At 66.8% G+C, this 20,084-nt stretch carries 23 protein-coding genes; 8 read left to right on the top strand and 15 right to left on the bottom strand.

Annotated features, from left to right (window positions below; all coding sequences use genetic code 11):
* Positions 1–3 precede the first annotated feature (3 nt).
* The 3 genes from HTY51_RS09540 (at position 4) to HTY51_RS09530 (ending at position 3,319) form a co-directional block, all read left to right on the top strand.
* Positions 4–903 carry an ExeA family protein gene (locus HTY51_RS09540; protein ID WP_174252526.1) on the top strand — a complete coding sequence of 300 codons (900 nt, stop codon included), beginning with the start codon at positions 4–6 and terminating at the stop codon, positions 901–903.
* Entirely contained in the window at positions 900–1,997 is a 1,098-nt protein-coding gene (locus tag HTY51_RS09535; protein ID WP_174252525.1) for a tetratricopeptide repeat protein, read from the top strand. The genes HTY51_RS09540 and HTY51_RS09535 overlap by 4 nt, the downstream gene beginning before the upstream one ends.
* An 83-nt stretch (positions 1,998–2,080) precedes the next feature.
* Positions 2,081–3,319: an HD-GYP domain-containing protein gene (locus tag HTY51_RS09530; RefSeq protein ID WP_174252524.1), complete on the top strand. Its 1,239-nt coding sequence runs from the start codon at positions 2,081–2,083 to the stop codon at positions 3,317–3,319.
* A gap of 16 nt (positions 3,320–3,335) precedes the next feature.
* On the opposite strand, the gene HTY51_RS09525 is transcribed toward HTY51_RS09530, so the two are convergent.
* The 6 genes from HTY51_RS09525 to HTY51_RS09500 form a co-directional block, all read right to left on the bottom strand.
* Entirely contained in the window at positions 3,336–4,028 is a 693-nt protein-coding gene (locus HTY51_RS09525; RefSeq protein ID WP_174252523.1) for a glutathione S-transferase N-terminal domain-containing protein, read from the bottom strand.
* Between the two features lie 64 nt (positions 4,029–4,092).
* Entirely contained in the window at positions 4,093–5,367 is a 1,275-nt protein-coding gene (locus HTY51_RS09520) for an acyl-CoA dehydrogenase family protein (protein ID WP_174252522.1), read from the bottom strand.
* A gap of 36 nt (positions 5,368–5,403) precedes the next feature.
* Positions 5,404–6,510: a phosphotransferase gene (locus tag HTY51_RS09515; protein WP_174252521.1), complete on the bottom strand. Its 1,107-nt coding sequence runs from the start codon at positions 6,508–6,510 to the stop codon at positions 5,404–5,406.
* Between the two features lie 22 nt (positions 6,511–6,532).
* The gene (locus HTY51_RS09510; protein ID WP_174252520.1) at positions 6,533–7,252 is read right to left on the bottom strand and encodes a Crp/Fnr family transcriptional regulator; all 720 of its coding nucleotides are present in this window, start codon (positions 7,250–7,252) and stop codon (positions 6,533–6,535) included.
* A gap of 104 nt (positions 7,253–7,356) precedes the next feature.
* On the bottom strand, positions 7,357–8,136 hold the full coding sequence (locus HTY51_RS09505; protein WP_174252519.1) for an oxepin-CoA hydrolase, alternative type: 780 nt from the start codon (positions 8,134–8,136) through the stop codon (positions 7,357–7,359).
* Between the two features lie 24 nt (positions 8,137–8,160).
* Positions 8,161–9,681, bottom strand: coding sequence for a 3-hydroxyacyl-CoA dehydrogenase (locus HTY51_RS09500; RefSeq protein WP_174252518.1), 1,521 nt, complete (start codon positions 9,679–9,681; stop codon positions 8,161–8,163).
* Positions 9,682–9,799: 118 nt separating this feature from the next.
* On the opposite strand from HTY51_RS09500, the gene HTY51_RS09495 reads away from it, so the two are divergent.
* Complete coding sequence (locus tag HTY51_RS09495; protein ID WP_174252517.1) at positions 9,800–10,465, top strand: glutathione S-transferase; 666 nt, start codon at positions 9,800–9,802, stop codon at positions 10,463–10,465.
* A gap of 12 nt (positions 10,466–10,477) precedes the next feature.
* Here HTY51_RS09495 and HTY51_RS09490 read toward each other — a convergent pair whose 3' ends face one another.
* The 3 genes from HTY51_RS09490 to lexA form a co-directional block, all read right to left on the bottom strand.
* Positions 10,478–11,485, bottom strand: a complete 1,008-nt coding sequence (locus HTY51_RS09490) for a D-2-hydroxyacid dehydrogenase family protein (protein WP_174252516.1) — start codon at positions 11,483–11,485, stop codon at positions 10,478–10,480.
* 69 nt (positions 11,486–11,554) lie between these two features.
* A complete protein-coding gene (locus HTY51_RS09485; protein WP_174252515.1) occupies positions 11,555–11,860 on the bottom strand; it encodes a hypothetical protein in 306 nt (101 codons plus the stop codon).
* 31 nt (positions 11,861–11,891) lie between these two features.
* Positions 11,892–12,575 carry a transcriptional repressor LexA gene (gene lexA / locus HTY51_RS09480; RefSeq protein WP_174252514.1) on the bottom strand — a complete coding sequence of 228 codons (684 nt, stop codon included), beginning with the start codon at positions 12,573–12,575 and terminating at the stop codon, positions 11,892–11,894.
* A gap of 88 nt (positions 12,576–12,663) precedes the next feature.
* On the opposite strand from lexA, the gene HTY51_RS09475 reads away from it, so the two are divergent.
* From HTY51_RS09475 to HTY51_RS09465, 3 genes are read left to right on the top strand one after another with little or no spacing between them, the layout of a single operon-like run.
* Positions 12,664–13,629 carry an asparaginase gene (locus HTY51_RS09475; protein ID WP_254606846.1) on the top strand — a complete coding sequence of 322 codons (966 nt, stop codon included), beginning with the start codon at positions 12,664–12,666 and terminating at the stop codon, positions 13,627–13,629.
* A 16-nt stretch (positions 13,630–13,645) separates the two neighbouring features.
* A complete protein-coding gene (locus HTY51_RS09470; protein WP_174252512.1) occupies positions 13,646–14,065 on the top strand; it encodes a hypothetical protein in 420 nt (139 codons plus the stop codon).
* Positions 14,066–14,082: 17 nt separating this feature from the next.
* Positions 14,083–14,553: a DUF6152 family protein gene (locus tag HTY51_RS09465; protein WP_174252511.1), complete on the top strand. Its 471-nt coding sequence runs from the start codon at positions 14,083–14,085 to the stop codon at positions 14,551–14,553.
* A gap of 54 nt (positions 14,554–14,607) precedes the next feature.
* Here the strand turns inward: HTY51_RS09465 and adk are convergent, their stop codons facing one another.
* The 6 genes from adk to HTY51_RS09435 all read right to left on the bottom strand — a co-directional run bounded on the left by adk (position 14,608) and on the right by HTY51_RS09435 (position 18,434).
* Positions 14,608–15,264, bottom strand: coding sequence for an adenylate kinase (adk, locus tag HTY51_RS09460; RefSeq protein ID WP_174252510.1), 657 nt, complete (start codon positions 15,262–15,264; stop codon positions 14,608–14,610).
* 138 nt (positions 15,265–15,402) lie between these two features.
* Complete coding sequence (gene kdsB / locus HTY51_RS09455) at positions 15,403–16,164, bottom strand: 3-deoxy-manno-octulosonate cytidylyltransferase (RefSeq protein WP_174252509.1); 762 nt, start codon at positions 16,162–16,164, stop codon at positions 15,403–15,405.
* 4 nt (positions 16,165–16,168) lie between these two features.
* Complete coding sequence (locus HTY51_RS09450) at positions 16,169–16,351, bottom strand: Trm112 family protein (protein WP_174252508.1); 183 nt, start codon at positions 16,349–16,351, stop codon at positions 16,169–16,171.
* Positions 16,332–17,363 (bottom strand): tetraacyldisaccharide 4'-kinase, encoded by a 1,032-nt coding sequence (lpxK, locus tag HTY51_RS09445; protein ID WP_174252507.1) that lies wholly within the window; start codon positions 17,361–17,363, stop codon positions 16,332–16,334. The genes HTY51_RS09450 and lpxK overlap by 20 nt, the downstream gene beginning before the upstream one ends.
* A gap of 4 nt (positions 17,364–17,367) precedes the next feature.
* On the bottom strand, positions 17,368–17,802 hold the full coding sequence (locus tag HTY51_RS09440) for a biopolymer transporter ExbD (RefSeq protein WP_174252506.1): 435 nt from the start codon (positions 17,800–17,802) through the stop codon (positions 17,368–17,370).
* Positions 17,799–18,434, bottom strand: coding sequence for a MotA/TolQ/ExbB proton channel family protein (locus HTY51_RS09435; protein WP_174252505.1), 636 nt, complete (start codon positions 18,432–18,434; stop codon positions 17,799–17,801). Before HTY51_RS09435 ends, HTY51_RS09440 begins: the two co-directional genes overlap by 4 nt.
* 349 nt (positions 18,435–18,783) lie before the next feature.
* Here HTY51_RS09435 and xseA point away from each other — a divergent pair, with 349 nt between their 5' ends.
* A complete protein-coding gene (gene xseA, locus HTY51_RS09430) occupies positions 18,784–20,082 on the top strand; it encodes an exodeoxyribonuclease VII large subunit (RefSeq protein WP_174252504.1) in 1,299 nt (432 codons plus the stop codon).
* The last annotated feature ends 2 nt before the right edge of the window (positions 20,083–20,084 follow it).

The raw sequence follows: 20,084 nt of genomic DNA, 5'->3' as shown, positions 1-20,084 counted from the left end.
GCGATGTACCTGCGGCATTTTTCGCTGCGTGAGCTGCCGTTCTCCATCACGCCGGACCCGGCCTTCTTCTATCCGCATGAAGGAGCGCAGGCGGCGCTCAACACGCTGCTGATCGCCCTGCGCAGCGGCGAGGGTTTTCTCAAGATCGTGGGCGAGGTCGGCTGCGGCAAGACCCTGCTGTGCCGCCAGCTGCTGCGCAGCCTGCAGGACGAGTTCGTCATGGCCTACATCCCCAACCCGGACATGGGGCCGGACGACCTGCTCATGGCCCTGGCGCGGGAGCTCGCCATCGAACTGGTGCCGCCATTGAGCCGGCACCAGGTGCTGTCCAGCCTGCAGGAAGGCCTGCTCAGGCATGCCGAGTCGGGGCGTCCGGTGCTGGTCTGCATCGACGAGGCGCAGGCCACACGCATGGCCACCCTGGAGAGCCTGCGGCTCCTGTCCAATCTGGAAACCGAGAAACGCAAGCTGCTGCAGATCGTGCTGTTCGGCCAGCCGGAACTCGACGAGGTGCTGGCACGTCCGCAGATACGCCAGTTGCTGCAGCGCATCACTTTCAGCGAATACCTGGGCGGCATGCAGCCCGAGCGGGTGGGGGCCTACCTGGCCCACCGGCTGGCAGTGGCCGCCGAGGACGCGCTGACCGACATCCGGGTCTTCGAGCCGGCGGCGGCGGCCTTGCTGGCGCAGCACAGCCGTGGCGTGCCACGGCTGGTGAACGTGCTGGCCCACAAGTGCCTCTTGCTCGCCTTTGGCGAGAACACGCATCGGGTCCAGGTGCACCATGTCGAATTGGCCGCCGCCGACACACCGGGGGTGCAGATGCCGCGGCCCCGCTGGTGGCGCCGTCTGCTGGGGCGACGTGCCGTCCAGCGCAAACCGCAAGCAGGGGAAATGTCGTGAGTGTCATCAACAAGATGCTGCGGGATCTGGATGCACGTCGGGCAGATGGTGCCGGCTCGGGGCAGCCACGCCAGGCCAGCCTGTCCGGGATGCACGGGACGGCGAGCGTTCCCTCGTCGGCGCAGCGCCCGGTCGTGCAGTTCGGACGCTGGCTGTTGCTGATCCTCTTGCTGCTGGCCGCTGGCATCGCGGCGGCCTGGTACCTGGGCCTGGGCATGTTTTCCCCGCCGCCGGCACCGCCGGTGGCCGTCATCGAGTCCACGGCAGCCGCGCCCGTGCCGGCTGCCTCGGCGCCAGAGTCCGTTGCCAGTGCACCGTCAGACACATCAGCGGTGATGGCCGAAGCACCTGCGCGCGCCGAGTCCGAACCACCGACTGCCGCCGAGTCGTTGGTTGTTCAAAAGAAGAAACGACGCTCCGAGGCGGCCAGCCCCGAGGCCGCTGTGGCCCTGGCACCCGAGCGGCCGGAAAAGAAGGACAGGAAACGCCCGGCAGCAGCGCCTGCGAACATCCTTGCGCCTGCCCCCGACCAGCCGGTCAGTCCTCCCGCCGCGCAGGCCGCGGGGGCCAGTTCCCCGGCTGTGAATCCGCCGCCCCAGCGCGGACAGACGGCAGCCCGGGAAACGCTGGCCCAGGCCCAGGCGCTGTGGAATGCGGGTTCGCGTGAAGCGGCCCTGGATCTGGTGCGTGAGGCGGTGGGCGTGCTGGAGCGCATCCAGCCGGTGGATGTGGCCTCGCTGACCCAGCTGGTGCGTGAGCAGGTGCGCATGGAGCTGGCGCTGGGCCGCCCTGGCGCTGTGCTGGCGCTGCTGAGCCGGCTCGAGCCCTTGCTTTCGGGGCAGGCCGACCTGTGGGCGGTGCGCGGCAACGCGGCCCAGCGGCTGGGACGCCATGAGGAATCGGTGCAGGCCTACCTGGCGGCACTGCAATTGCGCCCTGGCGAAGCGCGCTGGATGCTCGGGGCCGCCGTATCGCTGGCGGCGCTGGGCAAGACGGAGGCCGCCGCGCAGCAGGCCGAGCAGGCACGCGCGCTGGGGCCGATCAGTCCGGAGGTCTTGACCTACCTGCGTCAGGCGGGGGTGCCCTTGCCTTGAGTCCGTCCGCTCTGCCAGGTTCTGGCAAGGTGCCTCGTTAGAATGAACCGTATCCTGCATGCCGCAGGGATGAATTTCAGTACATGCTCAAGCGTATCCGTGTCGACCAGTTGATCCTGGGGATGCACATCAAGGAGTTTTGCGGTTCCTGGATGGAGCATCCCTTCTGGCGCAGCGGCTTTGTGCTCAAGGACCCCAAGGACCTGGAGCGTATTCTCTCCAGCAGCATCCAGGACGTCTGGATCGACAGCGACAAGGGCCTGGACGTGCCGGCAGGGCAGAGCGCCGTGTCGGAGGCACAGTCCGAAGCCCAGGTCGAGCAGGAACTGCATGCGGTAGCCCAGGCCCAGCGCCGGACCGAGCCGGTTTCGGTGGCGGTCGAGTTCAAGCGGGCGGCCGAGATCTGCCGCCAGTCCAAGAAGGCCGTGGTCTCCATGTTCCAGGAAGCCCGCATGGGCAAGACGGTGGACGCTGCCGGTGCCCAGCGTCTGGTCGACGAGATTGCCGACTCTGTCGCGCGCAATGCCAGCGCGTTGATCAGCCTGGCGCGGCTGAAGACGGCCGACGACTACACCTATATGCATTCGGTGGCCGTGTGCGCCATGATGATTGCGTTGGCGCGCCAGCTGGGCATGGACGAGGCAAAAATCCGCTCGGCCGGCCTGGCCGGCCTGCTGCATGACTTGGGCAAGGCGGTCATGCCCATGAAGGTGTTGAACAAGCCCGGCAAACTCACCGAAGCAGAATTTGGCGTGATGAAAAGCCACCCGGTCGAAGGGCACAAGATGCTGCTTACCGTGGGCAATGTGGATCCGATCGCGCTGGATGTCTGCCTGCATCACCACGAGAAGACCGATGGTTCGGGGTATCCCAAGGGGCTGAAGGACGAGCAGATCAGCATCTACGCCAAGATGGGGGCCGTGTGCGATGTGTATGACGCCATCACCTCGAACCGGCCCTACAAGAGTGGCTGGGATCCGGCCGAATCGCTGCGCAAGATGGCCGAGTGGACCAACGGCCATTTCGACCAGAAGGTGTTCCAGGCTTTTGTGAAGAGCCTGGGCATCTACCCGATCGGCTCGCTGGTGCGCCTGGCCTCGGGGCGCCTGGGGGTGGTGGTGGAACAGTCGGCCAAGTCGCTGACCACGCCGCTGGTCAAGGTGTTCTACTCCACCAAATCCGAGCTACGGATTCCGCCGGAGCTGATCGACCTGTCGGGACCGGACTGCCACGACAAGATTGCCGGGCGCGAGGATCCTGCCAAGTGGAAATTCCCCGACCTGGATGAACTCTGGTCAGGCTTGCCGGACCAGGCTTGGTAAAGGCCGGGCAGCCGCCTCAGCGTTTCTGGTACTGGGTCGCGCCGAACATCATCTCGCGCGCCTTGTCGTCGACCAGGGGCTTGCGCAGATCCGCCAGCACCTGCACACCACGCATCACGGCCGGCCGCACGCTGATCTCGTCGAACCATTTCTTCAGGTGCGGGTAGTCGGCCCAGTCTATGCCCTGGTTCTGCCAGCTGCGCAGCCAGGGGAAGATGGCGATATCCGCTATCGTGTACGCGGCACCGGCGATGTAGCGGTGCGTGGCCAGCTGCTTGTCCATCACGCCATACAGGCGCTTGGTCTCGTTGGTGTAACGGTTGACGGCATATTCGATTTTCTCGGGGGCGTAGATGCGGAAATGGTGGGTCTGGCCCAGCATGGGGCCGACGCCGCCCATCTGGAACATCAGCCATTGCAGCACCTCGAACTTCTGGCGATCGGTCCGGGGCAGGAACTTGCCCGTCTTGGCGGCCAGGTAGAGCAGGATGGCGCCGGACTCGAACAGCGAGATCGGCTGGCCATCCGGCCCTTTGTCGTCGACGATGGCCGGGATCTTGTTGTTCGGGCTGATCTTCAGGAACTCAGGTCTGAACTGGTCGCCGGCACCGATGTTGATGGGGTGCACGCGGTAGGGCAGACCGCACTCCTCCAGCATGATGTGGACCTTGTGGCCGTTGGGTGTGGCCCAGGAGTAGACGTCGATCATGGGTGCTCCATTGTCATGAAAAAAGGGGCCAGGAATTCCCGGCCCCTTTTATTCTGCGCGGTTTTCAGCAACCGCGTGTGACCGGCATTTCCACGGGTTTGGGGTTGGCCGCGTACTTGCCCAGTTCCAGCTTGGCGATGGCGTTGCGGTGCACCTCGTCCGGGCCGTCGGCGAAGCGCAGCGTGCGGGCATGGGCATAGCTGTAGGCCAGCGGAAAGTCCTGGCACATGCCGCCGCCGCCGTGCACCTGCATGGCCCAGTCGATCACCTGGCAGGCCATGCTGGGGGCGACCACCTTGATCATGGCGATCTCGTTCTTGGCGAACTTGTTGCCGGCCACGTCCATCATCCAGGCGGCCTTGAGCGTGAGCAGGCGTGCCATGTCGATCTTGCAACGCGCCTCGGCGATGCGTTCCTGCGTCACGGTCTGCGCGGCCACCGGCTTGCCGAAGGCCACGCGCGAGGAGGCGCGCTTGCACATGTATTCCAGCGCGCGCTCGGCCTGGCCGATCAGGCGCATGCAGTGGTGGATGCGTCCCGGGCCGAGACGGCCCTGGGCGATCTCGAAGCCGCGGCCTTCGCCCAGCAGGATGTTGGAAGCGGGCACGCGCACGTTCTTGAACTCCACCTCCATGTGGCCGTGCGGCGCGTCGTCGTAGCCCATCACGTTCAGCGGACGCAGGATCTTGACGCCGGGCGTGTTGGCCGGCACCAGGATCATGCTCTGCTGTGAATGACGCGGCGCCTCAGGGTCGGTCTTGCCCATCAGGATGTAGATGGCGCAGCGCGGGTCACCGGCGCCCGAGGTCCACCACTTGAGGCCGTTGATCACGTAGTCATCCCCCTGGCGCTCGATGCGGGTGGCGATGTTGGTGGCGTCGCTGGAGGCGACCTCAGGCTCGGTCATGGCGAAAGCCGAGCGCATCTTGCCGGCCAGCAGGGGTTGCAGCCATTCCTTGCGATGCTGGTCGTTGCCGTAGCGCGCGATGGTCTCCATATTGCCGGTGTCGGGCGCCGAGCAGTTGAAGACCTCGGACGCCCAGTGCACGCGGCCCATGATCTCGGCCAGCGGCGCGTATTCCTGGTTGGTCAGGCCGGCGGCCTGCACGCCGGCGATCTCGGCACTGTCCTTGGGGAGGAAGAGGTTCCACAGGCCGTCCTGCTGCGCCTTCAGCTTCAGCTTCTCGATCAGCTGCAGCGGGGTCCAGCGCTTGCCGGCGGCCGTATTTGCTTCGATCTCGGTGTGGAAGGCGTGCTCGTTGGGGTAGATGTGCTCGTCCATGAACTTGAGCAGGCGGGCCTGGAAGTCTTTGGTTTTAGGCGAGTAGTCGAAGTCCATGCTTAGCTCCTTGGGGTGATTCGTTGCGATGTGTGTTCAGGCCTGCTGGGCAAACTGCCAGGCCATGGCGGCCATGGGGCGCGCGCCGGCAGCGGATTTCTGGGCCTGCGCACTGGAGGCTGTGCCGTTCTCCACCCGCTTGGCGATGCCTTGCAGGATGGCGGCGATGCGGAACATGTTGTAGGCCATGTAGAAGTTCCAGTCGGCTTTCAGCGCCTGGGGCGTGGCCAGGCCGGTGCGCTCGCAGTAGAGGCGGATGTACTCGTCTTCGGACGGTATGCCCAGCGCCGCCAGGTCCAGCCCGCCGATGCCGCGGAAGGCGCCGGGCGGGATGTGCCAGGCCATGCAGTGGTAGGCGAAGTCGGCCAGCGGGTGGCCCAGGGTCGAGAGCTCCCAGTCCAGCACGGCGATGACGCGCGGTTCGCTGGCGTGGAACATCAGGTTGTCGAGCCGGTAGTCGCCATGCACGATGCTCACCAGGCTCTCGTCCTTCGCGCTGGCGGGCAGGTGGGCGGGCAGCCATGCGATCAGCTTTTCCATCTCGGGGATAGGCTGCGACAGAGCACCCGCACCGTCGGCCGAGGCACGGTACTGCTTGCTCCAGCGGCCGATCTGGCGCTCGACGTAGTTGCCCGGCTTGCCGTAGCCGGCCAGGCCGCGCTCGGTGAAATTGACCTTGTGCAGGGCGGCAATGACGCGATTCATCTCCAGATACATGGCACGCCGGCCGGTCGGATCGAAGTCGGGCAGGGACTGTTCCCACAGGATGCGCCCGGGCATGAACTCCATGATGTAGAAGGCACGCCCGATCACGGACTCGTCCTCGCACAGGCAGTACATGCGCGGCACCGGCACCTCGGTGCCGTGCAGGCCATGCATCACGGTGTACTCGCGTTCGATGGCATGGGCCGAGGGCAGCAGCTTGGCCACCGGGCCGGGCTTGGCACGCATCACGTAACTGCGTGCCGGGGTGATGAGCTTGTAGGTCGGGTTGGACTGGCCACCCTTGAAGGCTTCCACCGTCAGCGGGCCGGCGAAACCCGGCAGATTTTTCTGCAGCCAGGCTTCGAGGGCGACCACGTCGAAGGCGTGGGCGGCGGAGACGGGGCGGGTGCCGACGTATTGCTGTTCGAGTTCGCTCATGGGTGGGGACGGTGGGCCGTGTTCAATGGTCGGATTCCACGATGTGCATCAGCGCATCGCGGTTGCGCACGACCAGGCCGCCCGGTTCGATGCGGATGACTTCCTCGCGCTCCATGGCCTTGAGTTCCTGGTTCACGCGCTGGCGCGAAGCCCCCAGCAACTGGGCCAGTTCTTCCTGCGCCAGCTGCAGGCCGATGCGCATCTCGCGGCTGTCGCTCAGCGAGGAGACGCCGTAGCTGCGCAGCAGGTGCAGCAGCTGCTTGGCCAGGCGCGCGCGCAGGGGCAGGGTGTTGAGGTCTTCCACCAGGCCGTAGAGCTGGCGGATGCGGCGTGCGTGCAGGCGCAGCAGGGCCTCGTAGAGCTCGACATGGCTGGCGAGGATTTTCTTGAAATCGGCCTTGGCCACGCACAGGGTGGTGGTGTCGCCGTGGGCATAAGCGTCGTGCGTGCGCCGGTCGCCGTCGAAGATGGCCACATCGCCGAACCAGACGCCAGGCTCCACATAGGTCAGCGTGACCTGCTTGCCCGAGATCGAGGTCGAACTCACACGCACGGCGCCCCGGGCGCAGGCGATCCACTCCTCGGGCGGCTCGCCGCGGGCGGCCAGCAGTTCGCCGTCCTTGTAGCGTTTGACGTAGGCACATCGCAGGATGTCGTGTCTCAATGAGGGTGACAGGGTCGAAAACCAGCGCCCGGCGTTGATCGCCGTGCGTTCCTCGATGGTAAGTATGGGGTCGTCCATGGTCTGTCTTGTGAGTGACTGGCTATCGACTCATTGTCGCGCGCGGGACCGGTGGCGCGTCTTGGGGTTGTCACCTGTGCGTCTGTGGCACAGGTGGGGCCCTCTCACTCGTAGCTGGGCTTCTGTTTGGCCAGAAAAGCGGCGATACCGCTGCCGGCGTTCGGGTGGTGCAGGTTGCGCACGAAGTGGTTGCGCTCCTGCGCCAACTGCTGGTTCAGGCTGGCCTGGGGTGCTTCGTTGAGCAGTTCCTTGATGCTGGCCAGCACATTGGGGGCGCGAGCATTCAGGTTCTCGGCCAGCGCCAGGGCCTCGTTCATGGCCTGGCCCGGTTCGCAGACCCGGTTCACCACACCCAGGGTATGCAGGCGCTGGGCCGTCATGCGTTCGCCACCCATCAGCAACTCGCTGGCCAGCTGGCGCGGTAGGGCCTGCGCCAGGCTCCAACTGGCGCCGCCGTCGGGGGAGAGGGCCACATTGCTGTAGGCCATCACGAACACGGCGTCGCTGGCCGCGACGATGAAGTCGCAGGCCAGGGCCAGCGAGAAGCCGGCGCCGGCGGCCGCGCCTTCGACGGCGGCGATCACCGGCTTGGGGAAGGTGCGGATGGCCTCGATCCAGTTGTGCAGGCCCTCGATGCTCTCGGCCTGCACGGCCGGGTCGAGCTGGCGGTTGGCCTGCAGGCGGTGCAGGTCACCACCGGCGCAGAACAGCGCGCCCTCGCCGGTGATGAGCACGCTGCGCACCTCGGGGTTGGTCTCGGCGACGCTCAGGGCCTCAACGCCGGCGGCATACATCCCGGGGTCCAGGGCATTGCGGTGGCCCGGATTGGAGAGGGTCAGCACCATGGTGCGGCCCTGGCTGGTGCTCAGCAGTTGTGCGCTCATGCCCGCGAGTGTCTCATGGCGGCTTCAATCTTCCTCGTGCAGCAGCGACAGGCCGATGGCGCCGCGCCGGCGCAGCCAGGGGCTGGGGCGATAGCGCGGGTCGCCATAGACGGTCTGCAGATTGACCAGCACCTCCAGCACATTGGTCGGGCCGTAGCGGTTGCCCATGGCCAGCGGCCCCATGGGATAGCCCAGGCCCAGGACGACTGCGGTCTCCAGATCAGCGGGCGAGCAGATGCGCTGCTGGCAGATGTCGGCGGCGATGTTGACGATGTTCGCAACGACGCGCTGGGTGATGAAACCGCCGCTGTCGCGGATCACGCTGACCGCCTTGCCGTCGCGCGCGAACAGGGCGTGGGCGGCGTCGCGCATGTCAGCGCGGGTGGCCGGGTTGGTGGCCAGCACGCGGCGCTTCGTTGCGGCGTCCTCGATCAGCAGGTCGATGCCCACGGTGCGCGCCGGGTCCAGGCGCTCGACCACGGCCACCGTGGTGACGTCGAAGCCCAGCGGTGCCACCAGCGTGAGCGCGTGGGCCGAGGGCGACGGGCCGGTCTCGATCTTCGCGCCCAGGTCCTTGAGCAGCTGGTAGAGCTCGGCGCGGCGCGTGGCGCGCGTCGAAACCCAGACCGGGGGCATCTCGCTGACTTGCGGTACGGGGGCTTCGGGCGCCACCTGGGCCACGTTCTTGTCGTAGCGGTAGAAACCCTCGCCTGTCTTGCGGCCCAGCACACCTCCGGCCAGGCGCTGCGCCGTGATGACGCTGGGGCGGTAGCGCGGTTCCTCGTAGTACTGGTGGTAGATGGATTCCATCACCGGGTGCGAGACGTCCAGCGCGGTCAGGTCCATCAGCTCGAAGGGGCCGAGCTTGAAGCCGGCCTGGTCGCGCAGGATGCGGTCGATGGTGGCGTAGTCGGCCACGCCCTCGCCGGCGATGCGTAGCGCCTCGGTGCCATAACCGCGGCCGGCGTGGTTGACGATGAAACCCGGCGTGTCCTGCGCCGTCACCGGGGTGTGGCCCATCTGACGGGCGTAGTCGCAGAGCGCGGTGCAGATGGCCGGATCGGTCTTGAGGCCGGCGATGACTTCGACCACTTTCATGACCGGCACCGGGTTGAAGAAGTGGTAACCGGCCACGCGCTGCGGTGACTTCAGCCGGGCGGCGATGGCCGTGATCGAGAGCGAAGAGGTGTTGCTCGCCAGCACCGTGCTGGCGCCGACGATGCCTTCGAGTTCGGCGAACAGGGCCGCTTTGACGTCGAGCCGCTCGACGATGGCTTCCACCACCAGGTCGCAAGTGGCCAGGTCCTGCAGGCTGGCGGCCGTCTTCAGGCGGGTTTTGCAGGCTGCAGCCGCGGCCGCATCCAAACGGCCCTTGTCCACCAGCTTGTCCCACTGCTCGCAGATCGACTGCTGCGCTGCCGCCATGGCCGCAGCCTGCTGGTCATGGAGGAGGACGGTGCTGCCGGCCTGGGCCGCGATCTGGGCGATGCCGCGGCCCATGGCGCCGGTGCCGACGACGGCAATGTGTGCATGGACGGGTTTCATGGCCGGAATTATCACTCTGTCGTCTGCCGGTCCGGAGTCGCCTGCCGGACTGCTCCGTGCCTCATCCTCTGCCAGACTCCAGGGTGACCATCGGCCAACAACCACCTGAGGTGACACCATGACCCTGAAACTTTGCGGATTCTCTGCCAGCAACTACTACAACAAGATCAAGCTGCAGTTGATGGAAAAGGACGTCCCTTTTGTGGAGGAACTGGTCTGGACCGGCCATACCGACAGCCTGCTGGTGGACCGCTCCCCCATGGGCAAGGTGCCCTTCCTGGACACGCCGCAGGGCCCGGTCTCCGAGTCCGGCGCCTGCGCCGAGTACATCGAGGCGACCTATCCGCAAAAACCGCTGTTGCCGGCCGACCCCTATGCCGCAGCCAAGGTGCGCGAGATCATCATCTACAGTGAACTGCACCTCGAACTGGTGGCGCGCAACCTCTACCCGGAAGCCTTTTTTGGCGGCAAGGTCTCGGACAACGTGAAGGAGCGCACCCGCAAGTTGCTGGAGCGTGGCGTGCACGGCTTAACCAAGCTGGTGAAGTTCTCGCCCTACGTGGCCGGGCCGGAGTTCACGCTGGCCGATTGCGCTGCCGTGGCGCACCTGCCTCTGGTATCGAGTGCCAGCAGGATCATCTATGGCGACGATGTGCTGGCGGGCCTGCCCGTGCGCGAGTACGTCAAGATGATGGGCGAGCGACCTTCTTTGCAGAAGGTCAACGCCGACCGCAAGAGCAGCACCGAGCAGATGCTGGCGCTGCGTGCGAAAAAGTCGGCCTGAGCCGGGGCACGCTTAGCGCCGTACCTTCAGCGCATCCGGGTTGGCGATGTTGCTCGGCTTGCCCTGGATGAAGTTCACGATGTTGTCGAAGGCGGTGCCGAAGTAGAGTTCGTAGCTCTCCTGCTCGACATAACCGATGTGTGGCGTGCAGATGCAGTTTTCCAGGCGCAGCAGGGCATGGCCCTGCAGGATGGGCTCGGACTCGAACACATCGATCGCGGCCATGCCGGGGCGGCCGTGATTGAGCGCACTGATCAAGGCCTCGGGCTCGATCAGTTCGGCGCGTGAGGTGTTGACCAGCAGCGAGGTGGGTTTCATCTGCGCCAGATCGGCGGCCGTGACGATGCCGCGCGTGGCCTCGTTCAGGCGCAGGTGCAGGCTGATCACGTCGCTTTGCTGGAAGAATTCCTCGCGGCTGCTGGCGGCCTCATAGCCGTCCTGCACGGCTTTTTCGCGCGAGGGATCACGGCCCCAGACCAGCACACGCATGCCGAACACGCGGCCGTAGCCGGCGAGCAGCTGGCCGATCTTGCCGTAGCCCCAGATGCCCAGGGTCTTGCCGCGCAGCACCGTGCCCAGGGCGAAATTGGGCGGCATGGCGGCAGACTTCAGGCCGGACTGTTGCCAGACGCCGTGCTTGAGGTTGCCTATGTATTGCGGCAGGCGGCGCATGGCGGCCATGATGAGCGCCCAGGTCAGCTCGGCCGGAGCGACCGGTGAACCGCTGCCCTCGGCCACGGCGATGCCACGCTCGGTACAGGCTTCGATATCGATGTGGCTGCCCATGCGGCCGGTCTGGGAGATGAGCTTGAGACGCGGCAGCTTTTCCACCAGTTGGCGGGTGATAGGCGTGCGTTCCCGGATCAGCACCAGCACGTCGGCGTCGCGCAATCGGACCGAGAGCTGGCCCAGTCCCTTGACGGTGTTGGTATAGACCTTGGGCGGGTAGTCGGCCAGTTTGCTGGCGCAGGCTAGCTTGCGTACGACGTCCTGGTAGTCGTCCAGAATCACGATGTTCATGCCGCTATTGTGCCTTGGCCTCGCATGCGGATTAACCCGGATGCGGAGCCGCGCAGCGGCGCAGGAGGCTCAGGTACGGGCGGCTTCGCAGGCGGCCAGGCGATCGAGTTCGGCGCAGACATCGGCCATGCGGCCGGAGATCACCATGCGGCCCACCTGCGAGCGGGGCTGGCCGGCTTCCATGACGCGTACCACGCGCAGCGGGCGACGGACCGGCGCAACGCAGGCGCGGGCCATGGCGGCTTGCATGCGGACGGAAGACCGCTGCACAGGCGTGGCGGTGGCAGGGCGCGAGGGAGCAGCGGGGGCCAGCCAGCGCAGCAGGCCTTGCAAGGGAGTCCAGAGGGCGTAGGTGGCGGACCAGGCGGTATTCATCGTTGACCTTTCGGGGGCGGACGCAGCGCGTTCACATGAGCATGGTGTTGCGGATCAGGCCGACGGCCAGGCCTTCGATTTCGAAGGGGTCGCCCGGCTCGACCACGATGGTCTGGTAGTCAGGGTTTTCCGGCAGCAGTTCGATCAGGTGCTTGTTGCGGCGGAAGCGCTTGACCGTGACTTCCTCGCCTAGGCGCGCCACGACGATCTGGCCGTTCTTGGCGTCCTTGGTGGACTGCACGGCCAGCAGGTCGCCGTCCATGATGCCGGCGTCGCGCATGGACATGCCGCGCACCTTGAGCAGGTAGTCGGGCTTGCGCTGGAACAGCGAGCTCTCCACGTAATAGGTCTGGTCCACGTGTTCCTGCGCGAGAATGGGCGAACCGGCAGCGACACGCCCGATCAGGGGCAGGGCGATCTGGGACAGGTCTGGCATGGGCAGGGAGAATTGCTTGATGCGAGATTCGTTGATGGAGCGCAGCGCCTCGCCTTGCAGGCGGATGCCGCGCGAGGTGCCGCTGACCAGTTCGATCACGCCCTTGCGTGCCAGCGCCTGCAGATGTTCCTCGGCGGCATTGGCCGACTTGAAACCGAGTTCGGTCGCGATCTCGGCGCGGGTGGGCGGGGCGCCGGTGCGTGCGATGGCGCTCTGGATCAGGTCCAGAATCTGCTGCTGGCGGGCGGTCAGCTTGATCGGGTACTGCGGCAGGTCCATGGTGGTGACTCCTGTGGGCGGGATGAAGACAAGGTACTGTCTCGATATCCAGTAACTGTATTTTTAACCAGTTTTCAGGGAATTGCAAGTGGGCTTGAAAAAAATCGTGGTTTTGGGCACCGGCGGCACCATTGCCGGCCTGGCCGCCCCCCATGCCGCCGACAGCCGTGACTACGTGGCCGCGCAGCAGCCGGTGGGTGAGCTGCTGGCCGGTCTGCCGACCCCGGCTGGCTGCACGCTGCTTTGTGAGCAGGTGGCCCAGATCGACAGCAAGGACATGGATCTGGTCGTGTGGCAGAAGCTGCTGCAGCGCTGCGTGCACTGGCTGGCGCAGGACGATGTGCAAGGCCTGCTCATCACCCACGGGACCGATACGCTGGAGGAGACCGCCTTTCTGCTGCAGACCGTGCTGGCACCGCGCAAGCCCGTGGTGCTGACCTGTGCCATGCGCCCGGCCAACGCGGCGGACACCGACGGCCCGCAGAACCTGCGCGATGCCCTGGCGGTGGCTGCCACGGCGGGGGCACAAGGCGTACTGGCAGTCTGCGCCGGCCGCATCCTTGGCGCACAGGACGTGCAGAAGGTCCACAGCTCGCGGCTCGATGCCTTCAGCGCGGGGGAGGCCGGTGATATCGGGCGGGTGCAGCAGGGGCGTGTGGATCGCCAGCGTGACTGGCCTGGGCCGCGTGTGCCGCAGGAGATGTTGCTCGAAGTTCTGCTGACGGCGTCTGCGCTGCCGCGCGTCGAGATCGTGCTCAGCCATGCTGCGGCTTGCGGCGCCACGGTGGACGCGCTGGTGGATCCGGCCGTCGCCACGCGTTACGGGGCCCAGCCGGTGCGTGGCCTGGTGCTGGCCGGCACCGGGGGCGGCACCGTGCATCATGAACTGGAAGCCGCCTTGTGGCGCGCCCGGGGCGCCGGTGTGCGCGTGCTGCGCAGCACGCGCTGTGTCGACGGGTTTCTGCAGCCCCGGCCGTCCGACGAGTTTCCCGTGGCGCCCGGCCTGAGTCCCGTCAAGGCGCGACTGGCGCTGATGCTCGAACTCCTGCGCTGAGAGGCGGCCCCGCGTCATGTTCACCGCCTTGCTCTCCAGTGCCTGGGCCTACCCGGCCCTCGAAGTCGTGCATCTGAGCGGCATCGCCTTGCTGGTCGGCAATCTCGTGCTGCTGGAACTGCGGGTTTTCGGCCTGGGCGCTGCGCTGCCGGTGCGCGAGCTGGCCCGCCTGAGCCTGAGCCTGGCCCTAGCGGGTTTCAGCCTCGCCGCGGCTTCGGGCCTGCTGATGTTTGCCAGCCAGCCGGTCGAACTGCTGGCCAACCGCGCTTTCACCCTCAAGATGCTGCTGTTATTGGCGGCGGCGTGTAATGCAGGCTGGTTCCACGGACGGGGCTCCCTGCACAAGCTCGACACCCTGGCGCGCGTGCAGATGCTGCTGTCCACCCTGATCTGGCTGGCCGTGCTGGTCTGTGGCCGCTGGATTGCCTACCTCTGAGACCACCGGAGTCACGCATGAAACGACGTACCGCGATCAGTCTTGCCTTGCTGCCCGGCCTGCTGCCGCTGGCGCGAGCCCACCATGGCTGGAGCAGCTTCGACCAGGAACGGCCCATTTTCCTGCAGGGGCGCGTGCACAGCGTGCGCTGGCAGAACCCCCATGCCGAACTGGTGCTGGAACTGCAGTCCCCGCTCACCCTGCCACCCGATCTGGCGCAGCGCGCCTTGCCAGCGCAGACCGCACCGGTCGACGGCAAGGCCCTGCTGGCCCGGGCCCAGCTGCCGCGTCGCAAGGACAGCCGCTGGGAAATCGAGCTGGCGCCGCTCACCCGCATGCAGGCCTGGAACGTGACGCCGCTCAAGGTGGGCGACGCGATGGGTGTGCTGGGCTTCACCTTCCACGACGAAAAGGGCGAGGCCATCCTGCGTGCCGAGTACCTGTTTGTGGGGGCCCGCATCTACGGACTGCGGTCCAGCCCGGCTTGAGGCGGAAATGACAACGCCCTGCAAGGCAGGGCGTTGGCGTGGCGCGCGGGCGTTTCAGCCGGCCAGGGACTGGAGGGCGCGCGCGGTGATCTCTTCCACGCTGCCCATGCCGCTGATGGCGCGGTATTTGGGCGCGGCAGCCGGATCCTTTTTGGCCCAGCTGCTGTAGTAGTCGACCAGCGGACGGGTCTGGGCGCTGTAGACGTCCAGGCGCTTCTTGACGGTCTCTTCCTTGTCATCGTCACGCTGTACCAGCGGCTCGCCGGTCATGTCGTCCTGTCCGGCCACCTTGGGCGGGTTGAACTTGACGTGGTAGGTGCGGCCCGAGGCCGGGTGTGAGCGGCGGCCGCTCATGCGCTCGATGATGGCCTCGAAAGGCACGTCGATTTCCAGCACATAGTCCAGCTTCACGCCCGCGGCCTTCATGGCATCGGCTTGCGGGATGGTGCGCGGAAAGCCGTCGAACAGGAAACCCTGGGCGCAGTCCGGCTGGGCGATGCGCTCCTTGACCAGGTTGATGATCAGGTCGTCACTGACCAGCGCGCCCGACTCCATCACGGCCTTGGCCTGCAGGCCCAGCGGCGTGCCGGCCTTCACGGCGGCGCGCAGCATGTCGCCGGTGGAGATTTGCGGGATGCCGTATTTCTGGCAGATGTACGCGGCTTGCGTGCCCTTGCCGGCGCCGGGTGCGCCCAACAGGATCAGTCTCATGGATACCCTCGGATGTTTTGCTGTTCTTAGCCAGCGACAGCACCATGGCGGTGCATGTCAGCTGCATGACTGAGGCGAGGATAGCATGCCGTAACTGGGATGAAACTTACAGCCCCAGGGGCTATCGCCCGGCGCGCTTCAGGCCGCAAACAGCCGGCGCACCCGCGCCAGGTCTTCGGGCGTGTCCACGCCCGCCCCCGGGGCCTGCTGCGTCACGTGCACGGCGATGCGGTGGCCGTGCCACATGGCACGCAGCTGTTCCAGGGCCTCGGTCACCTCGATCGGCGCCTGGGCCAGCTTCGGGAACTGGCGCAGAAAGCCGGCGCGGTAGCCGTAGATGCCGATGTGGCGCAGCGGCGCCGGATCCGGCAGTGTCTTGACCCCCTGGGCAAAACCGTCACGCCACCAGGCGATGGGTGCACGGCTGAAGTACAGGGCCAGGTCACGCGCGTCCAGCACCACCTTGACCACGTTGGGGTTCACGAAGTCGGCCACCTCATGGATGGGATGGGCGGCCGTGCTCATGCTGGCCTCGGGGCGCTGGCGCAGCAGCTCGGCCACGGCCGAGACCAGCGCGGGGTCGATCAGCGGCTCGTCGCCCTGCACGTTGACCACCAGCGCCTCATCGGGCAGCTTGAGCAGATCGCAGGCTTCGGCCAGGCGGTCGCTGCCGCTGGGGTGGTCGACCCGCGTGAGCACCACCTCGACACCATGCTGCTGGCAGGCCTGCACGATCCCGGGGCTGTCGCCGGCCACCACCACGCGGGTGCCGGCGCCCAGGCCGCTGCTGACGCGCTGGGCCACACGCACGATCATGGGCAGGCCGGCGATGTCGGCCAGGGGTTTGTTGGGCAGGCGGGTCGAGGCCAGCCGCGCCGGGATCAGGACGGTGAGGCTCATCGATTCAAAGCCCCAGTTCTTCGTCGCTCAGCGTGCGCGCCTCGTTTTCCAGCAGCACCGGGATGCCGTCGCGGATGGGGTAGGCCAGGCGGGCGCTGCGCGAGACCAGTTCCTGCTTCTCGCGGTTGTATTCCAGCGGGCCCTTGGTCACGGGGCAGACCAGCAGTTCAAGGAGTCGGGTGTCCATGGGGTGATGATAGCTGCGCCTCGTCGAGCAGCCGGTCCAGCGCGGCGAAAAAGGCAGGCTCCGGCGCGAAGTTCAGGGGCACGGCCAGTGCATCGGGATGGTGGGCCCAGAGCTTGAGCGCATCCTTCTCGGTGCACAGCAGGGTGTAGTCGCGATCGAGCGGCCGCTGCCAGCTGGCATAGTCGTCATGGTCGGGACGCGCCACCGTGAGGGTCAGCGGCAGGCCCAGCGCCTGCAGCATGTCGAAGAAGGCCTGGGGCCGGGCCGTGCCGGCGACTGCCAGCAGCGGCCGGCCGTCCTGCGCCAGGGCTACCAGGTCGACCCGGCTGCCATCGATGCGCTCCGCCTGGGCGGCCAGCGCACGGCGTGCCGTGTAGCCGGTGAAGGCGGGGCGGTTGCCGGTGTGCAGCACCAGGTCCACATAACGCGGCCAGGGTTCGCGCAGGGGGCCGGCCGGCAACAGGAAACCGTTGCCCACGCCCCGGTCGTCGAAGACGCAGATCTCGATGTCGCGCGCCAGGGCGTAGTGCTGCAAACCGTCGTCGCTCACCAGCACATTGGTTTGCGGATGGGCCTGCAGCAGGGCGCGCGCAGCCTCGATGCGGCGCGTGGCCACGAAGACCGGCACACCGGTGTTGCGGCGGATCAGGGCCGGTTCGTCACCGACGTCGTGCACGGGGCTGTCGTCCTGCACCTCGCGGCAGTCCTGCGTGCGGCGGCCGTAACCACGCGAGACCACGCCGGGGTGCAGGCCGCGTGCCTGCAGGTGCTTGACCAGGGTCATCACCACCGGTGTCTTGCCGGCGCCGCCCGCCACGACATTGCCGACCACGATCACGGGCACCGGCAGCACGTGCCGGCGCAGCAAACCACTGAGGTACAGGCCCTGGCGCAGGCGCACCAGCCCGCCCATCAGCAGGGAGAGCGGCCACAGGCTCCAGGCCAGGGGACCGCGCCGCTGCCAGTTGTCGGCGAGGGTGCGTTGCCAGGCTGGCTGGGAGGGGCTGGCCATGGGCTCAGCGCCCGCCCGCCTGCGCCGAGGACTGGGTGGCGAAGGTGATCTGCGTCAGGCCGGCACGGCGCGCCGCTTCCATCACGGTGACGACGGACTGGTGGCGCGCGCTGGCGTCGGCGCTGATGATGACCACGGTGTCCTTGCCGGCCTTGGCCGCCTGCAGCAGGGCGGCAACCACGGCCTCCACGCTGCGCCCCTCGACGCTAGAGCGGTTGACCGAGTAGTTTCCGTCACTGCTGACGGCGACGATGACTTCCCTGGGATAGTCGCGCTGGGCGTCGGCGTCGGCCACCGGCAGGCGCAGCTGCATCTCGGTGAACTTGCTGTAGGTGGTCGACAGCATCAGGAAGATCAGGATCACCAGCAGCACGTCGATGAAGGCGATCAGGTTGATCTCCGGTTCCTCGCGGGCGGGGCGGCGCAAGTGCAGTCTCATGACGGGGTGCGCAGCGTGGCCAGGTGTTGCAGCAGCCGTTCACCGGCCAGCTCCAGCGTCAGCAGGTACTCGTCGACGCGGGCGCGGAAATAGCGCCAGAAGATCAGGGCCGGGATGGCGATGATCAGGCCGAAGGCGGTGTTGTAAAGCGCAATCGAGATGCCGTGCGCCAGCTGGGCGGGGTTGCCGCCACCGGTACCGCCCGTCGGCGATTGCGAACCGAAGATCTCGATCATGCCGACCACGGTGCCAAACAGGCCCATGAGCGGTGCCACCGAGGCGATGGTGGCCAGGGCGCTGAGGTAACGCTCCAGTCGATGGGTCACAAGGCGGCCGCTGCTTTCCAGGGCGTTGCGCAACTCCTCGTCACTGCTGGTCGGCTTGGCCTGCAGGGCACGCAGGCCGCTGGCGAGCACTTCGCCCATGGCCGAGTTCTTCTCGAGCTGGGCGATGACTTCGGGCGCGGGCAGCGCCGTGCTGGAGGCTTTCAGCACCTCGTCCAGCAGTTGCGGTGGGGCGACCTTGGCGGTCTTGAGGCTCAGGAAACGTTCGATGACCAGGGCCAGTCCGAGGATGGAACAGACGATCAGGGGCCAGATCGGCCAGCCAGCGGCTTGTATGATGGAAAACAAAGGGATCCTCCGCGCAAATGTGCCGTGTGATTATGACCGAGGCGCTTGCACGGTCGTCTTCTGGCGCGACTTGCCTTTGCGTCTGCCGTCTGTTTGGGGATGGCGGCAAGGTAGCCCACAGTTCATGTGGATAACTTTGTGCAGAACTGTTGGGTAGCTGCTCCAGGGCACGTATCCATGCGTGTTTGCGACAGAACGATGACAAAAAAGGCAGATAAAAAATCAATGAAATCAATGACTTGCACGGGAAAATCTGGCTTGGGGGCGATGGTTGACCCTGGCTGTCAACTGTCGGGTCATTGTGGAGTAGTCCGCTTCGGCAAGCCCGGCGCAAGCCGCATGGTTGCTCATGTCCGGGTTTGAAAACACTGCTGCCGCGCCACGTATCTGGCCGGTTGGGGCTTTATGCCGCGCCATTGCTGATGCGCTGGAGGCCCGCTTCAATCCGGTCGCGGTGCGCGGCGAGATTTCGGGCTTCAACCGCGCATCCAGCGGGCATTGTTACTTTGCGCTGAAGGATGAAAGCGGCCAGATCCGCTGTGCCATGTTCCGCCGTGCCGCTGGCCTGCTGGACTTCACGCCCCGCGATGGGGAACTGGTGGAACTGCGCGGGCGCCTGGCCGTCTACGAGCCGCGCGGCGACCTGCAGCTCGTTGTCGAATCGATGTCGCGTGCCGGTCAGGGCGCCCTGTTCGAACAGTTCCTCAAGCTCAAGGCCAGGCTGGAGGCGGAGGGCTTGTTCGATGCCGCGCGCAAGCGCGAACTGCCGGCCATGCCGCGCGCCATCGGCCTGGTGACCTCGTTGGGCGCTGCCGCCCTGCACGATGTGGTCACGGCCCTGCAGCGGCGGGTGCCGCACATCCCGGTCATCGTTGCACCCGCGTCGGTGCAGGGTGCGGCGGCGCCGGCCGAACTGGTGGGCGCCCTGCAGCAACTTTATGCCCTGGTGGGGCAGGGCCGTCTGGCGCCGGACGTCATCCTGCTGGTGCGCGGTGGTGGTTCCATGGAGGACCTCTGGGCCTTCAATGACGAGCGCCTGGCCCGTACCCTGGTGCAAAGCCCGGTGCCGGTGGTCTGTGGTGTCGGACACGAAACCGACTTTACGATCGCCGATTTTGTGGCCGACTTGCGCGCGCCGACGCCGACGGCGGCGGCCGAACTGGTGGCCGAATCCCGGGCGGTCTGGCTCGGGGCCCTGGCGCTGCTGCAGGATCGCCTGCAGGGCGCGCTGGAGCAGCAGCTGGACCGTCAGAGCCAGCGGCTGGACCTGGCGGCCAGCCGCCTGGGCCGGCCCTCCGGTCTGGTCACGCGACAGCGGTTGGCCCTGGCGGCACAGGGCCAGCGCCTGCACTATGCCGCCACCCATGCGCTGGTGCAGCGCCGGCGTGAGCTGCAGCAGGCAGGCAGTGCCTGGCCCCAGGCGGTGCAGCGCGGGCTCCAGACCCAGCAGCAGCGCCTGGAGCGTGCCGGCCGGCATTTGCAACTGCTGGACCCCTCGCTCGTGCTGCAGCGTGGTTACGCCTGGCTCTCGGATGGGCAAGGGCGCACCATCACCCGCGTGGCCCAGACGCATCCCGGGCAGGCCCTGCAGGCCACCCTTGCCGATGGCAAGGTTGATCTGACCGTGTCACCCCGGGCGGAAAATTAATT

Source organism: Rhodoferax sp. BAB1 (assembly GCF_013334205.1).
GTDB lineage: Bacteria > Pseudomonadota > Gammaproteobacteria > Burkholderiales > Burkholderiaceae_C > Hylemonella.
This window is presented reverse-complemented; position numbering and strand designations above follow the sequence as displayed.